Raw genomic sequence first — 23,933 nt, 5'->3', positions numbered from 1 at the left:
GGGGGGGGCCGGGCCCCGGGGCCCCCCCGGGGCCCCCGGCCCCGCGGGAGCGGATCTCAGCGGGCGCCGGCGTTCCCCCGTTGACGGCCGCGCCGGACGTCGTAGGCGAAGAACCTCCCGACCGCCCCGCCGAGTCCGTCCGTTCCGGTGAACCCCCGTCGGGCCATCTCGACCTCCGGTGACGTGCCCCGCCGTTGCCAGTGGCGCAGGAAGAGCCTCGCGCACATCGCCGGCGGCGGGACCACGAGCCGGGGCCGGGTGTCCTCCGTGGCCTCGTCCGCGCGGACCACGATCTCGCACCAGCCGGCCCAGCCTCCGGACTCCCGCAGGCGGTCCAGGACGGCCGGCCGCCAATCGTCCGACTGCCACACCGGCCACACCCGCACCATGAGGAGCCGGTTCCGGTCGGCGGCGCCGAGCTCCGCCCGTTCCGCCTCCGTGAACCAGCGGGCGAGCGAGTCCGGCAGCGGCGTACGGTCGTCGAGCCCGAGCCTGGCCGAGGCGTACTCCCCGATCGTCATGGACCGTGCGCCGGCCAGGTCTTCGAGGAGGCCGGTCAGCACGCTCTCGTGCAGGGCGGGGTAGTCCTCGTCGAACAGCCGCGCCGCGTCCAGGACGTCGAGGTCGGACATCCACCGGCCGGGAGAGTGCTCGCGCCGGGTCCGCCGGGCCAGCGACTGCGTACGGCTGATCCCGGTGAAGGGCACGTCGGCCGTGCGGGGGCCGGGTGCCCCGGCGGGGCGGTTCGCGACCGTGCGGAGCGCCGCCATGGCGTCGAGCCGCTTGAGGTCCCAGACGCCGGAGCCGATCATCTCCTCCAGCGTCCGCAGGGCCTCGTGGTCCTCCTCGTCCAGCGCGAGCTCGATGTCCTTCCAGCCGCGGTGGGTGAAGGGCAGGGCCGCGGCCGCGGCGACGATCCGGCGGCCGGACTCCTCGGGAACCAGATCCGTCTCGGCTCCCTCCTTGCAGCCGTAGCGCAGGTTCACCAGCGCCACGGTCTGGGCCGGGTACCCCATCTCCGCCGGGCCGTGCAGGACGCCCACCTCGTCGTCCCCGTCGATCTCGCCCGAGGCGTACATCCCGTGGACGGCGCCGAGGCCCCGCATTCCGCACGGGCCCAGTTCCGCGGCGCGCAGCGCGCCCATGCTGGCGGCGCCGACGACCTCGGCGCCCTCGGTGAGGACCTGGAGGATCTCCTTGTGGCCGACGGACCGCCGTTCCCGGAAGTAGCCGTCGATGACGACGACCACGTCCCCCGGGTGCCACTGGTCCGCCAGGAGGTCGCCCCGGCCCGCGGGCGGCCGTACCTCCGCGTCCGGGAGCACCGCGCGGACGTCCGCCTCCGAGATCGTGGGGCCCGCGTAGACGACCACCCTGGACTCGCTCATCACAGCACCTCCGGACACACGCGGCTCCCCGGCGCCACGACCTTGACGACCGGGACCCCGATCTCGTCCCGGGTCAGGTCGACGACGAGGGGAGGGTGGGAAAATGCGCCCGCGGCCTGCCGGACCACGTGTTCGAGGGCGCCGACCAGGCTGTCGTACGGGGCGGGCTCCGGGACCAGGTCCCCTATGTCGGCCGCCGGGCCGGACCGCGCGTTCTTCAGCCGGGCCACGTCCACGTGCCCGAAGTCGTCCCGCAGGTCGTCCCTGGCCCCCGATATGTACGCGAGCCTGGCCTGGGCCGCTTCGGAGACGGCTCGGGTCAGCGCGATCTCGGGGCCGATGTGGCAGCCGAACCCGAACATGGGCGCCGGGTACTCGTGGCTGGCGACCCAGGCCAGGAAGCACGGCAGGCCGGTGGGCGAGGGTACGAGGCGCACTTCGAGGGTGACGTCGGCCCGCTCGATCAGCGCGCACAGCTCCTCGGCCACCGGCGACCCCAGGCTGCGCGGGTCGACGCGCACGCCCATCTCACCGCCCCCGGCGACCGCCGCCGTCATCGCGTCCCGCTCGATGACCTCGCACAGCGCGTGGAGGGCGGCCTCGACCCGGGTGTTGCCCCCGGCGAGGCCGTTGGTCGACTCGAAGAAGACCGGCGGGTTCCAGTCGGTGTGCTCCTCCAGCGTCAGCCGGACCACGTTCACGGGGACCACCGTCCGGGCGCCGTCGACGAGCGATCTGGCCTCCACCCAGTCCAGCGGCAGCCCGTCGTGGAACAGGCTGGGCGCGCAGGGCGCCAACGCGGACACCTCGTAGCCGAGTTCGACGCCGACATCGCGGGACGCGGCCGTCAGGACGGGTGTGACCGGCTGTTCGACGTGCCAGGTCTCGACGGACTCCATCACCGCCGACAGCCGGGCCAGTTCGGGTGTCATCCCCTTGCCCTGGGAGACGGCGAGCGTCCTGGACATCGGCCGGACGGCCTGGAAGGTCGGGATGCCGATGGTGTCGAGCCGGGTGATGTCGGCGACCCGGGTGACCCCCACCTTCGCGGCCGCCCGTGTCGCCATCTCCCAGGTCTCCGCGGGTGGTTGGGCTCGGTTGGTGCCCGGCAGGCGGAGCACGGAGCGGTCGTGCGCCGTGGCGAGCCAGGACAGGGACGAGTCTTCGGTCTGCACGATCGGGGACTCCCTGCGGGTCAGAGGTTGCGGGTGCGCCGCAACAGGGCGCGTCCGGCCACGTAGTTGGCGACGAGGGCGACGACGGCCAGCACCACCAGGGAGGGCCACGCCTTCCCCAGGCCGAAGATCGCGGCGTCGCGCATCCCGGTGACCGCGTACGACACCGGATTGACCGTCGAGATCCACCGCAGGACGGTGGGGAGTTGCTGGGACGTGGACAGCGAAGGCGCGGCGAAGACCAGGACGGGCACCGACACGCTGGTGAGCACCATGAAGGTGCGGTAGTCGCTGATGAGGACGGCGGCGGCGAGGTACAGCCCGTTGAAGGCGACCGAGGACAGCACCAGCGCCAGGAGCAGCCAGATCCAGTGCGACGCGTGGAACGGGTAGTCGAAGATGATCGCGGCGACGGCCAGGGCCAGCAGGCTCTGGGCCAGTACGAGCGATACTCCGGCCAGCAGCTTGCCGGCCAGGAACCGCGACCGGCGCAGCGGCCAGCTCCACAGCTGGGTGGAGACGCCGCTCATCTCCTCCTGGAACATCGCCATGCCGGTCGTCCCGGACGCGCTGACCACCGACATGGCCAGCACCATCGGCAGCAGGAACACCGAGAACGGCAGGGTTTCGCCCCGGTAGGTGATGTTCCCGACGACGTTGCCGAGCGAGGTGTTCACCAGCAGCAGGTACACGAGCATGGGCGTCAGGCCGAGGATCAGGTTGACCCTGTTGCGGGCGAGGAGCGCGTACTCACGGTAGAACACGGCGGTGAAGTCCGCGGGTTTCCCCGAGGCGACCGGTGCGGTGGTCTTGAATCCCAGGTCGGCCACGGGTCAGCCCTCGTTCCCGGTCATGCGCAGGAAGACCTGCTCCAGCGAGTCGGTGACGGTGGAGATTCCCGAGATCGCGACTCCGGCGTCGTGGCAGTGCCTGGACAGCTGCGGCAGCACGTCCCGGACCTGCGCGTTCTCGATGCGCACCTCGGCGTCCTGGGCCGTCGCGGTCAGACCGGCGCCGGCGGCCCACTCCTTGACGACCTTGGCCGCGACCGCGTCGTCGACGCTCACCAGCAGGTGGGCGCCGCCGAACTCCCGTACGAGTTCGCTCGGCTGGGCGAAGCGGACGACCTTGCCCTTGTTGATGACCAGCACGCGCTGGGCGTTGCGCTCCAGCTCCTGGATGATGTGGCTGGTCCAGATCACGGTCATGCCGTGCTCCTCGCGGAGCCAGCGCACGAACCGTTCGATCTGGTGCCGGCCGGCCACGTCCAGGCCGGCCGACGGCTCGTCGAGGATCAGCAGTTCGGGGATGGTGAGGAGCGCCCGGATGAGCTGAAGGCGCTGGCGCTGGCCGCCGGACAGCTGGAAGACCAGCCGCGACAGGTGCTCCTTGAGGCCGAGGTACTCGGCCACCTCCATCGCCCAGGGCCGGGTGGTGCGCCACGACAGTCCCTTGAACCGGGTGGCGATCAGCAGGTTGTCGAGGGCCGAGAGCATCTCGTCGTACGGGGCGGACTGGTGCATCGCGCCGATGCCGGTCTTCGCGGCGACGGGGTCGCGGGCCGGGTCCACGCCGAACACCCGGATCTTCCCGGTGGTGGGCGGGGTGACGCCGCAGATCATCTTCATCAGGGTGGTCTTGCCGGCGCCGTTGGGGCCCAGGAGCCCGATGGTCTCGCCCTTGGCGATGTCGAAGGAGATCCCGTCGACAGCCGGTGTCTCTTTCCCGCGGTAACGCTTGATCAGCCCTTCGGCGTTCACCACACCATTAGCCACGGTCCGCCCTCCACAATGTGATTGGTGTTTCCTCAGGGATTACAGGGATTACCGGTCGAGTAGCCTTCGAGTAGCTGCGGCTGGACGTTACGCCTATCGGCCAGTGGCGAAGCGACCGCTGCCCAAGCTGCCTTGGAACTGCCTCTCTTCTGCCGCCTCGCCCGCGGACCCGTTGGCTAGCATTCGCTGCATGAGCCGTTCAGGACATGACGGAGACCATGACGGAAAATCCGTCGTGGTTCTTGTGAATTGCGCGGGCGGCCGTGAATTGGAGATCGTTCGCGACGCATTGACAGGACCGCTGGAAACACCGACGGTACTGGTCCGGCAGGACGAACTCGCCTCGACGCCCATGGCGCTCGACGTGGACACCGGTCTGCTGGACGTGGCCGGGATCCGGGTCAGGCCGGCCGTGGTCTGGGTGCGCCACGCGTCGGCCTGCGCGCTGGTGGCGCAGGCGCGGCCGGCCGGCTCGATGACGCCGTTGCGGGCGGAGTCGTGGTCGGGTTTCCTCCGGCAGGTGGCGTCGGCGGCGGACGTCGCGCTGCCCGGTGGCACGGTCGTGGGATCGGGCCAGCTGGTGGAGGCCCGCCGGCTGGGCGTGAGGACGCCCCGGACGGTGGTCACCAACGACGTCGCGGCGGGGGCGCGCGAGGTGGGAGCGCCGACCCTCGTGGTCAAGACCCCGGACTTCCGGCTGTTCGAGCCGGAACGGCGGAACTGGAAGGCGTGCCTGCCCGCGGTCGTCGGCCGCGAGGCGGTGGCGCGGGGCCCCGGAGGGATCGCCGCGGCGGTCGGTGAACGTCCGGTCGTCGTCCAGGAGTACGTGGCCCACACCCGTGAGCTGCGCGTGTACCACCTCGACGGCGGGATCTGCGCCTTCGAGGTCACCAAGCCCGATCCGTCGAGCCTGATGACGGATCCCGAAAGCGTCACGGTGACGCGCGTCGAGTGCCCGCGGCGCGCGGCCGACGCGGTGCGCACCCTGGCCGCGGCGTGGAACCTGCGGTACGGGGCGTTCGACCTGCTCGTGTCCGAGACCGGGGAACCGGTCTTCCTGGAGGCGAACCCGGACGGCGACTGGCTCTGGTTCGAACGCAAGGCGCGCTGGCACGGCGTCTCGTTCATGGCCGCCGTCATGGTCCGCGAGTTGTTCGTACGAAGTACGTCGTGAGGAGATCGCGCTGATGACGGCTTTACGGGGTGCCGAAATCTCCACCCGGAACCGGGCGCTGGTGGCCATGGTCGCGCGGGGGCACACGACCGACCGCGTGGCCCGTGCGCTGCGCCTGAGCAGACACACCGTGGGCGAGGAGATCAGCGCCCTGCTCGACCGGTTCAACTGCCGCAACAGGGCGGAACTGGTGGCCTACTGCTACGTCAACAGGATCTTGCCGATCGGTATCTGGCCGCCGCCGTGCGGCCCCGTGAATGGGGTGGGTGACGTGTTCGATCCTCTGATCAGTCTGCGTGAAGCGGGACTTCCGGTGGACCAGCTCAGTGCCGCGCAGCGCGAGGTCCTGGCGAGCCTGACCGAGGAGGAGACCGCCGTCCTCGCGTCGGTCCAGCAGAGGCTGGTCGAGGCGGACGCCGGGGCCGATGCCGAGGTGTGGGCCCACGACCTGAAGCTCCTCTGATCCCCGCTGCCCGGAGGAGGATCACGCATGAGCCGCAGACTGGTGGTCGTCCTCTTCCTCGACCTCGTCGGGTGGACGCGGCTCGCCGAGCGCGTCGATCCGGAGCCGCTGCAGCAACTCCTGGAGCAGTACTACGAGATCTGCTCGACGGCGGTGGAGGAGCACGGCGGGGTGGTGGAGAAGTTCATCGGTGACGCCGTCATGGCGGTCTTCGGCGCCGACACCTCCCAGGAGGACGACGCACTCCGGGCCCTGCGGGCGGCCACGCGCATCCGCGCCGGGGTCCGCGAGCTGCGCACTCCGGCCGCCGACGCGGCGCCGGTCGAGGTCCATTGCGGCATCGCGGCCGGCGAGGCCCTGGTGACGCGGTCGGTCCGGGCCGGCATCCGGGTCGTCGGTGACGTGGTCAACCTGGCGGCACGCCTGCAGTCGCTGGCGGTCGCCGGGGAGATCATCGTCAACGAGACGGTGGCGCACCTGGCCCGCCCGCACTACACCATGGCCCCGGTGCCGCCGGTGACCCTGAAGGGCAAGGCCGAACCCGTGCGGGTCCTGTTGGTGACCGGCGAGGCCGCCGCCGACAGGTCGGGCGACGGTTCGCCCATGGTGGACCGCACCGCCGAACGCCGGCGGCTGCGCGAGGTCTACCACCGGGTGGCCCGCGACCGGCGCTCGGAGCTGGTGACCGTGCTCGGGCCGCCGGGCATCGGCAAGACCCGCCTGGTCAAGGAGACCGTGGACGACCTCGTCGCCGCCGGGGCGGAGCCCGTCGCGGTCTTCGGCAGCTGCCCGTCGTACGGGACGAACGGGAACTACGCGGCGCTCGTCGAGGTGCTGGACGCCCTGACGCGACAGGCCCCGCCCAGCGCGGAGTTGCTGCGGGCGGACGACCGCGTCGCCGGGGTGCTCACGAGCCTGCGCGACGCCTCGCTCTCCCGCATCGCCGGTTCCGTACCGGGGCCGGGCGTGGAAGAGGTGTCCTGGGCGGCCCGCGAACTGCTCACCGCCGCGGCCTCCCGCCCGCTCGTCGTGGTCTGGGACAACCTCGGGTGGGCGGGACGGTCGCTCCTGGGGCTCATCCGCGAGCTGATGGACGGCCTCCCGGACATCCCGCTGCTGATGGTCTGCGTGTCGAGGCCCGAACTCGCCGGGCTCGACGGGCCCTGGTCCCCGGAGGACGTGATCGACGTCGGGGCGCTGGTCCCGGACGACAGCGCGCGGCTGGCGATGGCCCTGGCGGGACGCGACGGCGGCGAGGAGGTGGAACTGCACGGCCTCGACCTGGTCGACCGGGTCGCGCTGTACAGCGCGGGCAACCCGCTGTACATCCGGCTGATGATGGACTGGCTCCGGGACGGCCGGACCGTCGACGAGGTGCCGCCGACCATCACGGCCATGGTGGGCGCGATGATCGACCGGCTGCCCGCGCCCGCCCGGCGGCTGCTGGGCGCGGCCTCCGTGATCGGCCCCTCGTTCACGCTGGAGCAACTCGCGCTGCTGGACCAGGAGATGCCGGCGGCGGGCATCGAAGCGCTGGCGGGACAGCGGCTGTTCCGGGCCACGGACGAGGAGGGCGGGTACCGCTTCGTCCAGCAGCCGGTGCACGAGGTGGCCTACGGCCGGCTGGAGAAGGAGCAGCGCATCGCGTGGCACCGCCGGCTGGCCGAGAACGGGTTCGGTCCCGGTTTCCACCTGGAGGCCGCCACCCGGCTCCTCGGCGGGCTCCGCCCGGACGACACGGAGCTGCCGCTGCTGGCACGGCAGGCGGCCGAGGCCCTGCTCGCCGAGGGCACCATGGCGCTCCGCCGGCGCGACGTGCCGACCGCGATCGGACTGCTCGGACGGGCGCTCGTACTGGCGCGCAGCAGGCCGGACCAGTGCCGCTCGGTCGCGGCCGTCCGGCTCAGCGACGCCCTCATGCTCTCCGGGGACACCCGGGGTGCGCTGGAGGTGGTCGCGCACAGCGCGTGGACCGGCCCCGACACCCCGGCCCCCGCCGAGACCGGGACGGAGACCGGCACAGGCACAGGCACAGGCACAGGCACAGGCACCGGCACAGGCACAGGCACAGGCGCCGGCGCCGGCGCCGCTGGGCGGCGGCCCTGCCTGGTCCAGGTGCAGCGCTCCCTGCTGGCGGCCCGGCTGGGCAAGGTCGCCGCGGCCGACGTCGAGGCGCTGCGGGCCGAACTCGACGGCGAGGACCCCGACCGGTTCGCCTGGTGCCGCTTCGAGCAGCTGCGGATGCTGTTCCACCTGGACCAGGGCCGCTTCGGGGCGGCCGAGGATGCGGCGTGCGCCGCGCTCGAACACGCCCGGGCGATCGGTGACGCCTACGAGGAGGACCGCCTCCTCGTGGCCCTGTGCGAGATCCGGCAGTGGTCGCCGACTCCGGTGCGGGAGAAGCTGGCGGGCTGCGCGGAGCTCCTCGAACGGTTCGCCGCCGACCGGTTCCTGGTGCTGCCCGCGCTGGCCGCACGCGCCCGCTGCCTGGCCCTGATCGGTGACCGCGCCGGGGCGCGCTCGGCCCTGGACGGGGCCCGGTCCGTCGTGGAACAGCTGCGGCTCACCCTGGGCCGCGTCCTGGTCGACCAGGTGGCCGCGCTGGCCGCCTCGCTGGACGGTGAACACGAGGCGGCCGAGCGGCACTTCCGGGACGCCGCCGATGCCCTCGAACAGGCCGGCTACGTACCGGTCGCGCTGACCATGCGGGTGCAGGCGGCCCGCGAGTGCGCCCGCCGCGGCCGGCCGGGCGAGGCCTCCGGCCGGATCGCGGAACTGCTCGGCCGACGCGAGGAGATGGACGTACGAGGGCGCCTCCTGTGCATGTCGGCGGCCGTGCTGACGGCCGCCGAGGAGGGCCGCCACGACCCGCTGCGCGCCGAGGTGCTGACCTTGCTGGACACCATCGACGACCCGTGTCTGCGCGGCGAGGTCCGCTTCGACCTGGCACGGGCCCACCGGTGCCTGGACGAGCGGTCCGAGGCCCGGGCCATGGCGGAACTGGCCGCGGAAGCCTACGCGGCCGTCGGCGCGACCAAGCCCCTGGGGACGGTGCGGGAGTGGATCTGAACGGCGCCCCCTGGCGGCGCGAACGGCTGCCGCACTCCTCCGGGATGCCCGCGTGGAGCATGCCGGCCGACGGCGGCCCCGGCGAGCCCGTACCGACGGCCCTGTTCGCGGGGATCGACTCCCGCTGGGCCTGGGAGGGAGCGAGCGGGGAGGGCGTACGCGTCTGCGTGCTCGACAGCGGCGTCGACGCGACCCATCCTCTGGTCGGTCCCGTCGAGCGGGCCTGGCAGGTGGTGGCGTCCGAGGGCCGGGCTCCGCGCGTGGAGGAGTGCGAGCCGGGCGACGTCGCCGGGCACGGCACGGCGTGTGCCGGGATCATTCGCGGCATCGCGCCGCGGGTCTCGCTCAGTTCGCTCAAGGTCCTCGGCGACGGGAGGTCGGGCAGCGCCTCCGCACTGATCGCCGGTCTCGCCTTCGCGATCGAGGAGGGGTTCGACGTCGTCAGCATGAGCCTGTCGACGACGAGGGTCGAGTTCCGCGACCGGCTGGCCGAGCTGTGCGACCGCGCCTACTTCCGCCGTACGGCGGTGGTCGCGGCGGCGCACAACATGCCGATCGAGAGCTTCCCCTGGAACTTCGCTTCGGTGATCTCGGTCGCCAGCCACGCCGAGCCGGACGGCATGCGCTTCTACTACAACGCGGCGCCACCGGTCGAGTTCCGCGCCCGCGGGGTGCGCGTACCGGTGGCGAGCTTGGGCGGAGGCACCGTCCGCAACACCGGCAACAGTTTCGCGGCGCCGCACATGGCCGGGATCGCGGCGCTCGTCCTGAGCAAGCATCCGTGGCTCACGCCGTTCCAGCTCAAGAGCGTCCTCTACCACTGCGCCGGGAACGTGGCCGAAGCCACGACCCCGGCCACGAACCCAGCCGCGAACCCACCGGTCCAAGGAGGCGGAGAATGAAGCCCTGGCCGCACGATCTCATGGCCACCGAACGTCAACTGCTGCAGTCCGTCGTCGCGGTGGCCCGCTACGTCTACGGTGCCGCCGCCTCCTCGGTGTTCATGGTGAGCCCCGAGACCGGCGAGCTGATCTTCGCGGCGGTCGCGGGCGAAGGTGAACAGGGCCTGGTCGGCAAGCGGTTCGAAGCCGGCACCGGCATCGCCGGCTGGGTGGCGGCCAGCGGCCAGCCCCTGATCACGGACGACGTGGCGGGGACCGATCGCTTCGCCCGCGACGCCGCGGCCTCCACCGGCTACGTTCCCGCGAGCATCATGGCCGCCCCGCTCATCGCGGACGGGGAGTGCATCGGCGTACTCGAGGTGCTGGACCGGCACACCCACGAGGCGAGCGCCCCCGGCCGGGAGCTCGACGACATCGAACTGCTGGGCCTGATCGCCACGCAGGCGGCGCTGAGCCTCGCGCTGCTGCGGCGCAGCGAGCAGTCGGCGGGCGCGGTACCGCGCATGGGCGAACTGGTGGCGCGGCTGTCGGAGCACGCGGTCATGGACTCCTCCGACCCCCTGGCCGTCTCGCTGCTCAGCATCTCGCTGGACCTGCTGGACCGGCGTGCGCACCCCAGTTCGAAGACGGGCTGACGTCCGACGGAGACGGAGCGCAGACGTGGCGGCGACGAACCGGAGACGCGAACGAAACGGGCCCCTCCTACGCTCCTGGCCCATGGTCCACACTGCCGAGGCCGAGGTGTCGTTTCCCGAACTGCTCCGCTTCAAGCGGGTCCAGGCCGGGCTGACCCAACGGACACTGGCCGATCTGTCGACGATCAGCCCGCGCACGATCCGCGCCCTGGAGTCCGGCCGGGTGAAAGCGCGGATGCAGACCGTCCGCCTGCTCGCGGACGCCCTCCGGCTCGAGGGCATGACGCGCGAGCTGTTCGTCAACGCAGGTCTGGGCAGCGGCCGTTCGGGCCCGATCGGCGTCGATCCCTGCCTGACGGTCCCCCGGTCGGTCAATGCCCTCCTCGGGCGCGACGTCGAGGTCCGTGCGATGGTGGGCGCCCTGGAATCGGACCACCGGCGCATGATCTCCATCTCCGGACTCCCGGGAGTGGGCAAGTCGAGGGTGGCCGCGGAGGTGGCGGCCCGGCTGAGCGCGCGCCGCGGCTGGCCGGTGCTGTGGATCGGGGCGGGCACGACGGCCCTCGACGGTCACGGCACGACGTTCGGTTCCCTGCTCAAGTCGCTGCGCCTGCTGGTCGAATCGGGTGCGGAGGACGTCTCCACGGTCTGCCGGCTCATCGGCCGGCACGAGGTGCTGCTCGTACTGGACGGGGTCGCCGACGCGAGGAGACCCGTCGGCGTGGAGGAGTTGTTGGCGTACTGTCCGGGCGTCCGCGTGGTCAGCGCCTCCCGCGTGCCCTGGTACGTGGCCGGCGTCCAGGGGACCGTGATCCCGCCGCTGGCCACGCCGGGCGCGGACCGGGACGGGACGAGGTCCCTCGACGACCTCATCTGCGTGCCCTCGGTACGGCTGCTCGTGGACCGGCTCTCGGAGGTCCGGCCGGGATTCGCCCTCTGCCGCGGCGACGCCGGGGCGGTGGCCCGGCTGTGCCGGCGGCTGGACGGCCTCCCCGTCGCCCTGGAGGCGGCGGCCGCGCGGTTCGGCGTACTGAGCCTGCGGCAGCTCGCGGACGCGCCCGCGCCGAACCTGCTGGACCTGCCCGCGCCGACGCGGTCCGCCGGTGCTCCGCAGACGGTCGGCGGCTTGATCCGGTCGGGCTTCGAGCAGCTGGACCCCGCCCGCCGCGCGATCCTCCAGGACCTGGTGCGTTTCGACCGGGCGCTGACCGTCTCCGAGGCCGCCGAAGCGCTCCACCGGCCGCTCAACGAGGTCGTGGACGATCTGAGCACGCTCATCGGCTGCGGACTGTTACGGGCCTCGCACGAGGAGACCGAGACGCGCCTGCGCCTGCCGAACCTGCTGCGGGCCGCCCTGGCCCGGCCGTGACGGCCGCTCCCCTGCCCGGGCCCGCGTCACGCGTCACGCCAGGTGTTCGGCGAGGAACCGCTCGACCGCGGCGTAGTAGGCCTGCCGGTTGGCGGGTCTGGCCAGGCCGTGGCCCTCGTCGGGGAACAGCAGGTACTCGTGGGGCAGCCCCTTGGCCGCCAGCGCCGCGACGATCTGCTCGGCCTCCCCCCGGGGGACCCGGACGTCGTTCGCGCCCTGCACCACCAGGATCGGGATCCGGATGTCGTCCACCCGCGACAGCGGGGAACGCTCCCACAGCATCTCGCTCTCGGTCTCGGGATCTCCGACGTGGGCGGACATGAACGCCCGCAGCGGGGTCCGGTAGGGCGCCCCGGCCGCCAGCATCGTCAGCAGGTTCGACGGACCGCAGAGGTCTATCGCGCAGGTGAACGCGTCCGGTGTGAACGCAGCCCCGACCAGCGCGGCGTAGCCCCCATACGAACAGCCCATGATCGCGACCCGTGAGGGGTCGATGCCGCCGCCCGCGACGAGGTGCCCGAGCGCGTCGTGCAGATCGTCCTGCATCGCGGCGCCCCACTGTTTGGCGCCCAGGTTGCGGAAGTGCTTTCCGTAGCCCGACGAACCCCGGAAGTTGACCTGCACGCAGGCGTATCCGCGGTTGGCGAGGAGCTGTGCCTCCTCGTCGAAGGCGAACGTGTGCCGGGCCCAGGGGCCGCCGTGCACGTTCAACACCGCGGGCAGGGACTTGCGTTCGGCTCCGGGCGGCCAGGTCACGTAGCCGTGCACCGTGACCCCGTCGCGCGCGGAGAACTCGAAGGGCTCCATCCTGGCCAGCCGGTAGCGTTCGAGCTCCGTCTGGTGGCTGAAGAGGTACCGGAGCCCGCCGTCCGCGCGGTCGTAGACGTAGTAGAGGACCGGACCGGCCCCGGTCACCACCGAGACCGTCCACAGCCGTTGGGAGCGGTCGGTGCGGTCGACGTAGACCTCGCCGTCGATCTCCCGGAGCGCGAGCTCGCCGCGGATGCGTCCGAGGTCCTTGCCGAACTCCTCGTCCAGGAAGACCCATTCGTCGCGGTCCTTGGCGAACAGCACCGCCTGCGGCCGGCGGGTCACCGGGTCCGTCTCGACCTGTTTGACGTCGTGGACGGGATCCTCCGCGAGCAGCGTCCGCCGCCCGGTCGCGACCTCGACCTCGTACAGGCGGGCGGCGTTGGCCCCGATGGAGGACAGCAGGTACAGCGTGGCGCCGTCGCGGGCGAAGCCGATGACCCGCGTCCCGACGGCGTCCTCGTAGGGCACGTCGAGCCAGGGCTCCGCACCCTGGGGTCCGCCCTCGGGGTCCAGGTGGACGGAGACTCCGCCGTCGGGCTTCATCGCGGTGCCGCCGCGCACCCGCAGGTCGGTGTCGATGATCCAGCTCACGTACCCGGGGTTCTCCGCGACCTTGGTCAGCCGGTCCGTCTCCAGGTCCAGGCTGTACACGTCGTGCAGGCCCGGCCGGTCCTTGTTCAGCCCGATCAGAAGGGTGGTCGGGTGCCACCGGTTGTGCGCCAGTACGCGCGCCTGGACACCGTCGAACGGTGTGGCGCACCGCTCCTCGCCGGATTCGAGGTCGACGAGGTGGACCCGCCAGCTCTCGTCGCCGTTCTCGTTCCGCAGGTAGAACAGTGTGCGGTCGTCGTGGCAGAGGCCGTACGTGCGGATGCCGCGCCCCCGGTCGTGCGTCACGACCGTGGCCTCCTGCGGCCGGTCCACCGGTGCCGTCCACACGTTCAGCACGCCCTCGTCCGGAGCCAGGTAGACCAGGCGGGTCCCGTCCGGCGAGATCTCGGGCACGAGGTACGAGGGGTTGCCGAACAGGACGGAGTGCGGGATCCGCGGTACGGCTCCCCCGGCTCGCCCGGCTTCTCCGGCTTCCCCGGCTCCCCCTGCTTCAACGGCTTCGGTCGTCACGGCTGCCTTCCCGGATGGTCTGCTCGCTTCGGGGCGCCGAGAACCACCATTCGCGGAGCCCGGGGAACTGCGCGACCGCCTCGTCGGTGTCGGCCGGCGGGTGCGGGCCGCCGGACGGCCCGGTGCGGGGGGACGGCTCGGCGCCGGCCCCAGAAGGGGCTGCCGGTACGGGCACCGGCGCGGGGACCAGCGTCTGGGAGCGGAAGAGCTGCGTCATCAGTGCCGGGCTGCCGAGCGCGGCCCTGGAGACCCTGGCCCGCATCCGGAGCCCGGCCGCGGACACGGCAGGGCTCGCGGCGGCCCGGACCCGGTCCTGCTCGGTGGCCATCCGCCAGGACTCGGCGGCCACCTCCGCCATGGCGGCCTGGATCGCCGGGAGCACGGACGGCGCGGCGCCGCGTTCCGCCAGCTCCCGGTCCAGTCGGAGGGCGCCGAGCAGGGCGACCGACATTCCGTGCGAGTAGACCGGGTTGACCGCCGTCAGCGCGTCGCCGACGACCAGGAACCCCTCGGGCGCGGACCGTCGTTCGTAGAACCTCCGGCGATTGGCGGTGGCACGGTACGGCCGTACTCCACCCAGGGGTTGGGCGGCGGCCAGGAGCTCCGCCGCGATCGGTGAGCGCAACGACCGCGCGCAGTCGGTGAACCCCCGCTCGTCGGTCGGCGGGGTGGCGGCGCGCGTACCGGTCAGCGTGAAGATCCACCGGCCGTCCTCGATGGGGAACAGCGTGGCGCCGTACCCCGGCCGGCCGTTCTCGGGCCGCGGGTGCACCATGACCGCCGGGATGCCGTCGGCGAGGCCGGCGGGCGCCCGGTAGATCCGGGTGGAGTACGCCTGGCCCGAGTCGACGACCTCCTCCTCGACGCCGGGCCCGCCGGTCGCGGCGAGCCAGTGCGGGGCCCGCGAGCGCCGGCCCGTCGCGTCCACCACGAGGTCGGCGCGGATCGTCTCCTCCCGGCCGTCCTCTCCGGCGACCACGACACCGCTCACGCGCGTCGCGTCCCCGACGAGTCCCAGGACCCGGGTGCGTTCCCGTACCGACACCGCGCCGTCGGCCAGCGCCCGCTCCCGGATGACGTGGTCCATGAGCCACCGGCTGCACGAGACCAGGTAGGCACCGGTCTCGTGGCGGCGGAACCAGCCGTCGGCGCTCAGGATCAGCGCGCCGTCGGGGAGGCCCCGCCGGTGCGCGCCCCGGGCGAGGAGCTCCCGGAGCGTTCCCGGGAGCAGTGTTTCCAGGGCTTCGGCGCCGGCGGTCACGAGCACGTGGCTGTGGAACGCCTGGGGCAGCCCCGTCCGGACCCCCGGGCCCGTCGGGTACCGGCCGCCCTCGACGACGGTGACCTCGTCGACGTGCCCGGACAGCACTCTGGCCACCAGTACGCCGGCGAAGCCCCCGCCGAGGACGACGGCCTTGGTCATGAGCGCGCGGCCGGCTCGCTCCGCGCCTCGGCGGCCGTCTCCTGCATCAGACCGGCCTCGACCATGGAGCTGATGAACGCGTCCACTTCCTGACGGATGCGGGCCGTCATCACGGAGTTGTGGCCCCCGAACAGGAGCGAGAGGTTCTTGATGACCGTCTCGCGGTCACCGTCGCTCTCCACGAGCGCCCAGATCTGGGCGGCGGTCGCGTTCAGGGTGCGGAAGTCTCCGGACTCGCTGTGGTAGAGCGAGATGCCGTCCGGGGTCTCCTGCCAGATGACCGCGTCACTGATGTGAAGGGACATCGCCCAGCCTCCTGTTCACCGGCATGATGGGAATCAGTTCACCGACCTTGATCGCGGGTACGGGCGCGGGCGGGCGGACGTAGGTCTTCCACTGGTCGTGGACCTCGTGCACCTCGCCGGTGGCGACCATCCGGGGGACGGTCATCTCGAGGTCCTTCAGGGCGAGTTCCGCCCGGGTCACCCCGGTCTCCGCCCACAGCTGCGTCGTGACGCCGTGCCGCAGGATCCGGCACAGGTGACGGCTGTTGCGCCGCAGGTCCCCGGACTCCGACATGTGCGCGGCCCGGCAACCGCCGCCGCAGTTCGCCTTGATGTAGCACTTCTCGCAGTCGGAGTGGAACTCCCCGCCGTACACGGTGCTCCGGCGCATCGCGGTCAGGACCGGGCTGGCGAAGATCTCGGAGAGCCGCTGCTTCCTGATGTTGCCGGCGAACTCCCCCTTGCCGGTGACGAGTTTGCAGGGGTACACGTCGCCGAGGGAGTTGATGTAGATCTCGTTGCCGCCCATCCCGCAGTTGCCCTTGACCGAGCACGCGGTCACCGGCCGCGGACCGTCCGGCTTGAGCTTGCCCGCGACCGGCGAGGTCCAGACGAGCTGCTGCACCCGCAGGTGGTCCTGCCATCCGAAGTCGTAGTCGTCGCCGACGCCCCGGCCCAGGTCGTTGTGGTTCATCAGGCGGACGCTGTGGATCTCGATCCCGTCGAGGAACGACGCGAAGTCCTCCAGCTCGTCCACGTTGTCCGAGGTGACGATGTGGTTGATGGCCGGTGCCACGCCCGCTTCGTTGAGCAGCTGGATCGCCCGGTGGGTCTTGGCGAACGCGCCCTTGCCGCGGGTGCGGTCGTGCGTCTCGGCCGTGCCCCCGTCGAGGCTCACCGTGACGGCGTCGAACAGCTCGGCGAAGCGTTTCGCGGTCGCCTCGCTCCGGATCATCGTCGCGTTGGTGATGATGTTGACCTTCAGGCCCCTGCTCTTCGCGTGCTCGACGATCGTGAACAGGTCCTTGCGGAGCATCGGTTCGCCGCCGGTGAAGATCATGGTCCCGGCGCCGAAGTCGGCGATCTGCGAGACCAGGTCCAAGGACTCGGCGGTGTCGAGCTCGCCCGGAAGGCACTTCTCGGACGACGCGTAGCAGTAGGGGCAGCGCAGGTTGCAGCCGTCCGTGATGGCGTAGTAGGCCGTGCCCAGGGGCGGTTCACCGAGCCGGACCTTGGGCCTGTTGCCGTTGAAGTACACGATCCAGTTCAGGATGAGCTTGGCGAGGACGCGCTCCGTCCCGTCGTCCGGCTCCAGCACCGCCTGTTCCCCGCGCGCCTGGGCGGAGGCCAGGGCCTGGAGGACCCGAAACTCACGTCCGGTGAGGACGCACCGGGCGGCCACCTCCGGGTTGACCACGAGGTGGTCCTCGTCGTGCACAAAGTACGTCAGGTCGTTCGGCACCTCGAACAACGACAGGTTCCGGACCAGATTCCCGCGCATCCCGCTCCTCTCTGGGCTGGCACAGGCGCGGCCCGACGCGAACCGCCGCCGGACCCCGCCTGTGAACTGTCAGTTCTCGGCCTGGCCGGACCCTGACCAGAGGCCGCAGGCACACAGCATCGCGGCGTCGAAGCCCTCCTTCGTGGCCTCGGGCGAGGACCAGTCCTGGGAGTGCGCCACCACGTCGGGCAGGATCGCCGCGAGGCGGGTCTTCGTCGAGATGAGGACCTTGGTCTCCTCGGGGGTCAGGCTGGCGTAGAACTCCTCGAGAGCGGGCGCCATGGTGCCGCCGATAACGCCGGCCGCACGGAGGGACTCCAGGGCGTTGAAGGTCATGCTTCCACCTTTCGCTGTCGCGATCGATCGGGGACGCAACCGAGACTGCGCGCGGCGGACGGGTGAAACAACCCCACGAATGTGGGTTGTGTTCGGGCGGCCGCGGGGACATACGCGTCGCGGGCGAAGCCTCATTCCGGCAGCGGATCGGAGCGTCCGGAACCTGCCGCGCAGGGGTGTTGACGATCTCCAGGCCTTGCCTCACGCTCATACCACAGCCGTTGTGAAGCTCATGTGAAGCGAACGTGGAATTCGGGATCAATGGAGCGCCCACCCGGCGGCCGGCGGCCCGTCGGACGACCCGAGAGGTGCGATGAATCCCACCGGCTTAGGCATCGTGCACATATCGCTGCTGCCAGGCTTCGTCTGCCGCACCGATCAACGGGTCGCCGACCTCAGCGACATCCAGCAACGGCTCGTGGCCGCCCTGGTGCTCGGCGACCGGCCGCTGCGGCGCGCGGACCTGGCCGCTCGGCTGTGGCCCGATGCCCCGCCCTCCCGCGCGGGAGCCCGGTTGCGCCAGACGCTGTGGCGCCTGAACCAGGCGACGGGCGGGGGGCTCCTGCGGGTCTCGCACACCACCGTCAGCCTCGCCGACCACGTAGAAGTCGACTACCGGACGGCGACCGCGCTGATCTCGGCGGCCGCCGGGGCGGGCGGTGCGGCGGCGGACCACGACCGGCTGCCGCACGCGTGGAGCGTACTGCGCCACCCCCTCCTGAACGACTGGGACGACGACTGGCTGGTCCCGTTCCAGGAGAAGTGGAAGCTGCAGCGCGTCCAGACGCTGGAACTCCTCGCCGAGAACTTCCTACGGCAACACCAGCACTCCGCGGTACTCGAACTGGCCGACGCCGCCACCCAGGCCGACCCCCTCCGGGAGGGCCCGCGCCGCATAGCGGTGCAGTCGTGTCTGTGCGTGGGTGAAGTGGCCGACGCGCACCGCCGCTACCGAAGATACAGAGAGCTCCTCATCTCGGAACTGGGCGTGTCCCCGAGCGGCGCCATCCCCCAACTCCTGAAACAGGACCGCGACCGCCAGCTCGCCCTCACCCCGGAGTACTGACCGCGCGGGCCGGCTCCTGCACCGGCGGCAGCTCGTGCAGGCGTCCGTCCGCGACGAAGGAGACGCCGCCCCCGACGCACACGGAGCGGACGTCCTGACCCCGGCCGTCCGCGCTGACGATCATTTCGCTGGGCCTCCCGGTGAACCGCCCCTGGTGCAGCAGGGTCCGCTCGCCGGGGCCGATGCGGCCGTGGCGCCGCAGATAGGCGGCGGCACAGCCCGCGCCGCTGCCGGTGGCGACGTCCTCGAGGATCCCGTCGTTGTTCCAGTGCCGCCCCTCCAGGGCGGCGGCGTCCAGGAGGTAGGCGAACTGGGCGCCGAGGCGTGCCAGCGGCACGTCGAGCGGCGCGGCGACCCGTGCGCGGGCCAGGGCGTCGCCCCGTACGGGGAGCACCAGGTAGCGCAGGCCGGTGGAGACGATCTCCGGGGGCAGGCCGGGGTCCAGGTCGCCCGGCTCCAGGGCGAACAGGGCGGCGAGGCCGTGCGGGTCGGGGCGGCCGAGGAACTCGGCGGGACCCTGGTCCAGGAGGCTCGCGTACCGGCCCGGGCCACGGCGTTCGGTGGCGACCCGCACCGTCCGGGCCGGCAGGCGCAGGGTCCAGGCCTCGTGGTCCGCGGTGCCGTGCAGGGCGTGCAGGACGGCGGCGGCGCCGATGAGGGGGTGGCCGGCGAAGTCCAGTTCCCCGGTGAGGTCGAAGACGCGGGCCCGCCGCCCTCGCTCGGATGCCCCGTCGCGGATCAGGAAGACGGACTCGAAGTGCCGCAGCTCCCGGGTGATGGTCTGCATCTGTGCGCCGGTCAGCGCGTCGGCGTCGGGGAACACCGCGAGGCTGTTGCCGCTGTAGGGGTGGCCGGTGAAGACATCGACGTGGTGGTAGCGCATGGGGCCGACGCTACCGGGGGAGTTCACGTGCGGTCCGCAGCGGCGAGAGCAACAGGGGCAGTACGGCGAGGAGTTCGCCCAGGGCTCCGGTCCACAGGGCCGTCCGGGCGCCGAAGTGCTCTCCCAGGAGGCCTCCGACGAGGGCGCCGAGGGGCATGGATCCCCACACCACGAAGCGGAACGTGGCCGTCGTACGGCCCAGCAGCGGCTCCGGGCAGAGCCGTTGCCGGAAGGCGACCGAGGTGATCTTGAAGGTCATGAAGGCGGTCCAGCCCAGGCCCTGGAGGACGGCGGCGACGGCGAAGCGCCAGTCGGCGTGGAAGAGGGGAACCGCGGCCAGCCACAGCAGACCGCTGGTGATCACGGACGCGCACATCGCCCGCCCCTGACCGAAGCGCGCGGCGATCCGCATCGTGAGCAGGCTGCCGAGGAAGCCGCCGAGGGCCTCCGCGGTGAAGACCAGGCCGCACAGGAGGGGCGAGAGTCCGAGTTCCCCCGCGAGCAGCACCAGCAGCATGGCGGCGCCGATCGTGCCGAACAGGTTGGAGATCGCGGAGGTGAGGGTGAGCGCCCGCAGGAGCGGGCTGCCGAACACGAAGCGCAGCCCTTCGCCGATCTCGGCCCGCAGCGGGACCTCCGGGCGCGGCTCGGGCGCGGCGTCGGCCCGGCGGATGCGGGACAGGCAGAGCGCGGAGACGAGGAAGCTGACCGCGTCCACGACGATCGCCACGGGCGCCGTCAGCGCACCGACCAGCGCGCCGCCCGCACCCGGGCCGCCGGCCGCGGTGATGGTGCGCGTCGCCTCGAGGGCGGCGTTCGCCTCGACCAGGCGGGTTCCGTCGACGAGTTGCGGGAGGTGGCTCTGGTAGGCGATGTCGAAGAAGACCGTGCAAAGGGACATGCCGAAGGCCACGGCGTACAGCTGGGGAAGGGTCAGGGCGTCGAGCCAGGCCGCGGCGGGGAGGGACGCGAGGAGCGCGGCGCGGCCGAGGTCGCCCGCGATCATGACCCGGCGGCGGCGCATCCGGTCCACCCAGGCCCCGGCCGGCAGACCGATGAGCAGGAAGCCCAGGTACTCGCACATGACGAGCAGGCCCGCCTGGAAAGGGGTGGCGCCGAGGGTACCGATGGCCAGGAGGGGGAGGGCGAGGAGGGTGACGGCCGTGCCGGCCTGGCTGACGGTGTCGCCGATCCAGAGGCGGCGGAAGTCCGCGATGCGCCGGAGGGCGGGGCGGCCGTCGCCGGAAGCGCCCGCGCCCGTCGCCCCGCTTCTTTCGCCGGTGTCCCCGGCGTCGTCCGTGAGAAAGATCGTCATGACCGCGAACACCACCACCCGGCGGACGGTGCGGCCATTGTTTTAGTCTGGGCGAAAACATTGATCAGGCGAGGCGGCAGGGGGCGCGGGCATGGGCGAGGTGCTGTTCGCGGTGGACGACATGGCCAACCTCAGGTTCGCCTTGTCCCCGTTGTGGGAGACCGCGGCCGGCCTGCGTGCGGTGGCCGATCCCGGGCGGCACGCCGTCCATCTGCCGTGGATCAAAGAGGCCCTGGCACTCCGGCAGGACCGGAACCTCGCGGCGAGGACGGAGCCGCTGCACGCCCTGGTGGCCCCCAGCGGCGAGCTGCGGAGCTTCCTGACGCCGCCTCCGCGCTGCCCGCTGGCCGAGATGGAGGAGGAGCTCGCCGCCCTCGTGGCCCTGCCGCCCGAGGGGGTGCGCGCCGGGCTCGAAGCGATCGCCCGGCGAACGCCGTTGACCGCCTTCGAACGCCGGCTGGCCGACGATCCGGTACGGGTCCTGCCCGAACTGGCCGACGCGGCGCTCGCCTGGTGGCAGGCGGCCGTACGGCCGCACTGGCCCCGGATCCGCACGGTATTGGAGGCCGACGTCGCGTACCGGACCCGCCAGCTCGGCGAGGACGGCATCCGGGAGGTGTTCACCCACCTCCACCCGGCGCTGCACTGGACGGACAACCGCCTGGTGTCCGCGGACCTGCCGGCCGGGCAACTCGGCCTGGACGGGGGCGGAATCACCCTGGCCCCCAGCGCGTTCGCGGTCCGCTGCGACCTCCTGGCCGGACAGGGCGGGACACCGCCGTGCGCGATCTACCCGTCGCGAGCGGTGGGCACCCTGTGGGAACGGCGTGACACCGCCGGCGACGGACTGGCACGCCTGCTGGGCCGCAGCCGGGCGCAGGTCCTGGCCCACACGAGCTCGCCGTCCACGACGACCCGGCTGGCCGGGCGGACGGGACTGAGCCTGGGCGCGGTCTCGCAGCACCTCGCCGTCCTGCGCGACGCGGGCCTGGTCACCAGCCACCGCTACCGGCGCGAGGTCCACTACAGGGCGAGCGACCTCGGGATCGCCCTGCTGGAACGATCCGAATGACGTGACCGCATCAACCACGGCCGGGCTTGCGACCACCCGGCCCCACCGACATTCCGGGCACGGAAAAAGGCCGCCCTCCCACGTATGAGAGAACGGCCTCCGACCTGCGTAAACGCTGGTCGGGACGACAGGATTTGAACCTGCGACCCCTTGACCCCCAGTCAAGTGCGCTACCAAGCTGCGCCACGTCCCGATGCCCGTTGACCTGGGGTTTCCCCTGGTTGAACGCGCAGGAGAACAATACCGCACTTCAGGAGGTGGTCGCGCGCACCTTTCTTTCCGGCCCGGTCCGCTCTTTCGTCCGCCCTTTCATCCGCCCGTCCGGCCGCCCGTCCGGCCGCCCGTCCGGGGGCGCGATCTCGTGGCGCGGTGGTGCTTGACCTCAAGTTCGCTTGAGGTTGCAAGATCGAGTCATGACACAGGCAGCAGCCGCGGACACCCGATTCCGCTACGAAGACCTCGGGCCACTCATGGCCCTCATGACCGGAGCCGAGAAGCACGGTCCCGCCGCCACCTCCACGCTCGACGCGCTGTGGGTGCTCTACGACCGGGTGCTGCGGGTCGGGCCCGGCACCGCCGGGGACCCCGGGCGGGACCGGTTCCTGCTGTCCAAGGGGCACGGCCCGATGGCGTACTACGCCGTACTCGCCGCCAAGGGGTTCCTCCCCGTCGACCTGCTCAGCGGTTTCGGGGCGTACGACTCCCCCCTCGGGCACCACCCGGACCGGACCCTGATCCCCGGCGTGGAGATCGGCAGCGGCTCCCTCGGCCACGGGCTGCCGCTCGGCGTCGGCAGTGCGCTCGGACTGCGCGCGCAGGGTCTGACCGACCCGGCGGTGTGGGTGCTGATCGGCGACGCCGAGCTGGACGAGGGGAGCAATCACGAAGCGATCGCGTACGCCGGATCGGCCGGGCTGGACCGGCTCCACACGATCGTGATCGACAACGACTCCGCCACCCACGGCTGGCGGGGCGGCATCGCCTCCCGCTTCGAGGCGGCGGGCTGGTCCGCGGTCACCGTGGACGGCCGGGACCACGCGGCCCTGCACGCCGCCTGCACCGCACCGCATCCGGGCCGGCCGCACGCGGTCGTCGCCCGTGTCGAGAAGAAGCACTGAACCAGAAGCAGCGGACAGAAGAGAGATCAGGGGGAGACATGGACACCATGCGCGAACGGTTCGTCTCGGTCACATCACACGCACTCGACGAGGACCCCCGGCTGGCCCTCGTACTCGCCGAGATCGGCATGGACGGCTTCCGCCCCGCCCAGGACAGCCACCCGGACCGGGTGATCAACGTCGGCATCCGCGAGCAGCTGCTGATCGGCGTGGGCGGCGGGCTGGCGCTCACGGGACTGCGGCCCGTGATGCACACCTTCGCCAGCTTCCTCGTGGAGCGCCCCTTCGAGCAGGTCAAGCTCGACTTCGGGCACCAGGGCACGGGCGGGGTCCTCGTCAGCGCGAGCGCGAGCTACGACTGGCCGGCCGGCGGCTACACCCACATGGCCCCCGGCGACGTGGCCCTGCTGGACACCCTCGACGGCTGGACCGTCCACGTCCCGGGCCACCCGGACGAGGCCGAGGCACTGCTGCGCCACGCCTACGCCGCAGGGGACGACAAGGTCTACGTCCGGCTCTCATCGCTGTCGAACGCGCAGGCCCGCCCCGTCACCGGCCTGGGCTTCACGACCGTACGGGAGGGACGCGCGGGCGTCGTGGTCGCGGTCGGCCCGCTGCTCGACAACGTCCTCGCCGCGACGGAGGGCATGGACGTGACCGTCCTGTACGCACCGACCGTGCGGCCCTGGGACGACGAGGCGCTCCGCGCCGCCGTCGGGCACGCCGCGGCCGACGTGGTCCTGGTCGAGCCCTACCTCGCCGGCACCTCCGCGGCTGCCGCCGGGCAAACGCTCGTCGAGCTCCCCCACCGGGTGCTCGGCCTGGGCGTCGCCCGCGCCGAGCTGCGCCGCTACGGCACGGTCGAGGAGCACACGGCCGCCCACGGCCTGGACCCGGCGTCGCTGCGCGCACGGATCGCCGCCTTCCTCCGCGCCTGACCCCGCGCACCGGCCGCCACGCCCCCGCCGGGCGGCACCACCCGGCCTCGCCGCCCGGGCCGCCCGGGCGGCACCGCCGGGCAGGAGCGCCCGCCCGCACCTCCGGGCAGGC

At 72.3% G+C, this 23,933-nt stretch carries 21 protein-coding genes and 1 tRNA gene; 10 read left to right on the top strand and 12 right to left on the bottom strand.

The features are described from left to right. Window positions 1-56: 56 nt before the first annotated feature. From ACWGDE_RS16705 to ACWGDE_RS16690, 4 genes are read right to left on the bottom strand one after another with little or no spacing between them, the layout of a single operon-like run. Entirely contained in the window at window positions 57-1,388 is a 1,332-nt protein-coding gene (locus ACWGDE_RS16705) for a TfuA-like protein (protein WP_453389726.1), read from the bottom strand. Then, window positions 1,388-2,563 (bottom strand): YcaO-like family protein, encoded by a 1,176-nt coding sequence (locus ACWGDE_RS16700; protein ID WP_453389725.1) that lies wholly within the window; start codon window positions 2,561-2,563, stop codon window positions 1,388-1,390. The genes ACWGDE_RS16705 and ACWGDE_RS16700 overlap by 1 nt, the downstream gene beginning before the upstream one ends. Before the next feature lie 20 nt (window positions 2,564-2,583). After that, a complete protein-coding gene (locus ACWGDE_RS16695) occupies window positions 2,584-3,393 on the bottom strand; it encodes an ABC transporter permease (RefSeq protein WP_453389724.1) in 810 nt (269 codons plus the stop codon). Between the two features lie 3 nt (window positions 3,394-3,396). Continuing rightward, on the bottom strand, window positions 3,397-4,338 hold the full coding sequence (locus ACWGDE_RS16690; RefSeq protein WP_453389723.1) for an ABC transporter ATP-binding protein: 942 nt from the start codon (window positions 4,336-4,338) through the stop codon (window positions 3,397-3,399). Between the two features lie 235 nt (window positions 4,339-4,573). On the opposite strand from ACWGDE_RS16690, the gene ACWGDE_RS16685 reads away from it, so the two are divergent. The 6 genes from ACWGDE_RS16685 to ACWGDE_RS16660 all read left to right on the top strand — a co-directional run bounded on the left by ACWGDE_RS16685 (window position 4,574) and on the right by ACWGDE_RS16660 (window position 11,950). Then, window positions 4,574-5,512, top strand: a complete 939-nt coding sequence (locus ACWGDE_RS16685; RefSeq protein WP_453389722.1) for a hypothetical protein — start codon at window positions 4,574-4,576, stop codon at window positions 5,510-5,512. A gap of 13 nt (window positions 5,513-5,525) precedes the next feature. After that, on the top strand, window positions 5,526-5,975 hold the full coding sequence (locus ACWGDE_RS16680) for an aroma-sacti cluster domain-containing protein (protein WP_453389721.1): 450 nt from the start codon (window positions 5,526-5,528) through the stop codon (window positions 5,973-5,975). A 27-nt stretch (window positions 5,976-6,002) separates the two neighbouring features. After that, window positions 6,003-9,044, top strand: coding sequence for an AAA family ATPase (locus ACWGDE_RS16675; RefSeq protein ID WP_453389720.1), 3,042 nt, complete (start codon window positions 6,003-6,005; stop codon window positions 9,042-9,044). After that, window positions 9,035-9,946: a S8 family serine peptidase gene (locus ACWGDE_RS16670; RefSeq protein WP_453389719.1), complete on the top strand. Its 912-nt coding sequence runs from the start codon at window positions 9,035-9,037 to the stop codon at window positions 9,944-9,946. The genes ACWGDE_RS16675 and ACWGDE_RS16670 overlap by 10 nt, the downstream gene beginning before the upstream one ends. Further along, window positions 9,943-10,581 (top strand): GAF domain-containing protein, encoded by a 639-nt coding sequence (locus ACWGDE_RS16665; protein ID WP_453389718.1) that lies wholly within the window; start codon window positions 9,943-9,945, stop codon window positions 10,579-10,581. Before ACWGDE_RS16670 ends, ACWGDE_RS16665 begins: the two co-directional genes overlap by 4 nt. Before the next feature lie 82 nt (window positions 10,582-10,663). Beyond that, entirely contained in the window at window positions 10,664-11,950 is a 1,287-nt protein-coding gene (locus ACWGDE_RS16660) for a helix-turn-helix domain-containing protein (protein WP_453389717.1), read from the top strand. A gap of 33 nt (window positions 11,951-11,983) precedes the next feature. Here ACWGDE_RS16660 and ACWGDE_RS16655 read toward each other — a convergent pair whose 3' ends face one another. The 5 genes from ACWGDE_RS16655 to ACWGDE_RS16635 all read right to left on the bottom strand — a co-directional run bounded on the left by ACWGDE_RS16655 (window position 11,984) and on the right by ACWGDE_RS16635 (window position 17,429). Then, window positions 11,984-13,885: a S9 family peptidase gene (locus tag ACWGDE_RS16655; protein WP_453389716.1), complete on the bottom strand. Its 1,902-nt coding sequence runs from the start codon at window positions 13,883-13,885 to the stop codon at window positions 11,984-11,986. After that, on the bottom strand, window positions 13,866-15,308 hold the full coding sequence (locus tag ACWGDE_RS16650; protein ID WP_453389715.1) for an NAD(P)/FAD-dependent oxidoreductase: 1,443 nt from the start codon (window positions 15,306-15,308) through the stop codon (window positions 13,866-13,868). The genes ACWGDE_RS16655 and ACWGDE_RS16650 overlap by 20 nt, the downstream gene beginning before the upstream one ends. Then, window positions 15,305-15,613 carry a PqqD family protein gene (locus ACWGDE_RS16645; RefSeq protein ID WP_453389714.1) on the bottom strand — a complete coding sequence of 103 codons (309 nt, stop codon included), beginning with the start codon at window positions 15,611-15,613 and terminating at the stop codon, window positions 15,305-15,307. The genes ACWGDE_RS16650 and ACWGDE_RS16645 overlap by 4 nt, the downstream gene beginning before the upstream one ends. Beyond that, on the bottom strand, window positions 15,594-17,093 hold the full coding sequence (gene stsB / locus ACWGDE_RS16640; RefSeq protein WP_453389713.1) for a StsB family radical SAM/SPASM domain sactipeptide maturase: 1,500 nt from the start codon (window positions 17,091-17,093) through the stop codon (window positions 15,594-15,596). Before stsB ends, ACWGDE_RS16645 begins: the two co-directional genes overlap by 20 nt. 69 nt (window positions 17,094-17,162) lie before the next feature. Further along, window positions 17,163-17,429, bottom strand: a complete 267-nt coding sequence (locus tag ACWGDE_RS16635; protein ID WP_453389712.1) for a StsA-related sactipeptide RiPP — start codon at window positions 17,427-17,429, stop codon at window positions 17,163-17,165. Window positions 17,430-17,742: 313 nt separating this feature from the next. Here ACWGDE_RS16635 and ACWGDE_RS16630 point away from each other — a divergent pair, with 313 nt between their 5' ends. After that, window positions 17,743-18,495: an AfsR/SARP family transcriptional regulator gene (locus tag ACWGDE_RS16630; protein WP_453389711.1), complete on the top strand. Its 753-nt coding sequence runs from the start codon at window positions 17,743-17,745 to the stop codon at window positions 18,493-18,495. Here ACWGDE_RS16630 and ACWGDE_RS16625 read toward each other — a convergent pair. Together ACWGDE_RS16625 and ACWGDE_RS16620 are read right to left on the bottom strand one after the other, a co-directional pair. After that, window positions 18,479-19,378, bottom strand: a complete 900-nt coding sequence (locus ACWGDE_RS16625) for a PhzF family phenazine biosynthesis protein (protein WP_453389710.1) — start codon at window positions 19,376-19,378, stop codon at window positions 18,479-18,481. The two genes, ACWGDE_RS16630 and ACWGDE_RS16625, sit on opposite strands and share 17 nt — an antisense overlap. 10 nt (window positions 19,379-19,388) lie before the next feature. Then, window positions 19,389-20,693 (bottom strand): MFS transporter, encoded by a 1,305-nt coding sequence (locus tag ACWGDE_RS16620; RefSeq protein WP_453389709.1) that lies wholly within the window; start codon window positions 20,691-20,693, stop codon window positions 19,389-19,391. A gap of 91 nt (window positions 20,694-20,784) precedes the next feature. Between ACWGDE_RS16620 and ACWGDE_RS16615 the strand changes: the two genes are divergently transcribed. Continuing rightward, window positions 20,785-21,765 (top strand): DUF5937 family protein, encoded by a 981-nt coding sequence (locus ACWGDE_RS16615; RefSeq protein ID WP_453389708.1) that lies wholly within the window; start codon window positions 20,785-20,787, stop codon window positions 21,763-21,765. Window positions 21,766-21,881: 116 nt separating this feature from the next. On the opposite strand, the gene ACWGDE_RS16610 is transcribed toward ACWGDE_RS16615, so the two are convergent. Further along, window positions 21,882-21,958: transfer RNA gene (locus ACWGDE_RS16610), tRNA-Pro, on the bottom strand. A gap of 220 nt (window positions 21,959-22,178) precedes the next feature. On the opposite strand from ACWGDE_RS16610, the gene ACWGDE_RS16605 reads away from it, so the two are divergent. Next, the gene (locus ACWGDE_RS16605; RefSeq protein ID WP_453389707.1) at window positions 22,179-22,883 is read left to right on the top strand and encodes a transketolase; all 705 of its coding nucleotides are present in this window, start codon (window positions 22,179-22,181) and stop codon (window positions 22,881-22,883) included. Between the two features lie 38 nt (window positions 22,884-22,921). Further along, the gene (locus ACWGDE_RS16600; protein ID WP_453389706.1) at window positions 22,922-23,821 is read left to right on the top strand and encodes a transketolase family protein; all 900 of its coding nucleotides are present in this window, start codon (window positions 22,922-22,924) and stop codon (window positions 23,819-23,821) included. Window positions 23,822-23,933 lie beyond the last annotated feature (112 nt).

This window comes from Streptomyces sp. NPDC054956 (genome assembly GCF_053609185.1).
Note: the sequence above shows the minus strand (reverse complement) of the source record. Positions and strands in the feature narration are given on the sequence as shown.